At 56.4% G+C, this 970-nt stretch carries 1 protein-coding gene and 1 pseudogene; both read left to right on the top strand.

Going from position 1 to position 970, the window contains the following annotated elements:
* Positions 1-207: pseudogene (locus OP495_RS18245) on the top strand (hypothetical protein); the annotation flags it as partial.
* Positions 194-868 (top strand): isochorismatase family cysteine hydrolase, encoded by a 675-nt coding sequence (locus OP495_RS18240; protein ID WP_280571189.1) that lies wholly within the window; start codon positions 194-196, stop codon positions 866-868. The pseudogene OP495_RS18245 and the gene OP495_RS18240, both read left to right, overlap by 14 nt.
* Positions 869-970 lie beyond the last annotated feature (102 nt).

The following is a 970-nucleotide window of genomic DNA, read 5'->3' as shown; positions in this document are numbered from 1 at the left end:
CACGGGACGGACAGCGAGGCCAGAGAAGTAGCTGCAAAAGACCAGGCACTGGTAAGCGGCTCGAAAGCTTACCTGAACTGGATCACGCAACTGGCCAATGCCATGGAATCAGGAGAGATCTTCGAACATTATCCCCGGCCCGAGCGCGATGAGCCGCTACCGGACCACACCCCCCTCCAAGAGAACGCCAAGCATGAAGACAAGTGAAACCGCCCTGGTAGTGATTGATCTGCAGAAGGAGAGCGGCTTTGGTCTGCTCGGGCTGGATGGTGTCGTGCGCAACACTCAGCGCATGATCGGAGCCTGCCGAGCGGCTGGTATCCCGGTCATCTACACACGCCAAATCAACCGACACGACGGTGTCGGACTCTCGCTAGATGAGCCACGCCATGCCAGCGGCGAACCACAATTCTACGCCGATAACCGCGATAGCATCGAGATCATCGAGGCGGTCCAGCCTCAAGACACGGACATTGTGATCGACAAATATCGCTGGAGCGCTTTCTTTGAAACCAGCCTGGACCTGATGCTGAAAAGCCTCGGCGTCAAGCGGCTGATCATCGGCGGTGTAGTAACGGACGGTTGCTTGATGACATCCGTGTTCGACGCTTACTTCCGCGATTACCGCATCCATTTGGTCCACGACATGTGTACCGCCTCTAACGAGGGCGCCCACATGGCTGCGATGACCCTCATGGCGAACTGGGTCTACTCCCTGGAAGTGCTGGATACCGACAACATGATCCAGTGTCTGGAAGGACACCAGTATGCCGCCTGGCATTCAGACAAGGTCGATGCCTTGCCGTTTACCCCGGACACCCTGCGCGAAACCTTCGCCACGCTAACATCACCTACCACTGAGCAGTGATCAGGGCGAGTTTGGCCACAGATACTGTGGAAAGCACATGAAATTAATAACCGTCTCCACGACGTTGCTAACTTCTACATTGATCGCTGCAGGTGCCCATGC

It is taken from the genome of Chromohalobacter sp. 296-RDG (assembly GCF_029889885.1).
Classification (GTDB): Bacteria; Pseudomonadota; Gammaproteobacteria; order Pseudomonadales; family Halomonadaceae; genus Chromohalobacter.
This window is presented reverse-complemented; position numbering and strand designations above follow the sequence as displayed.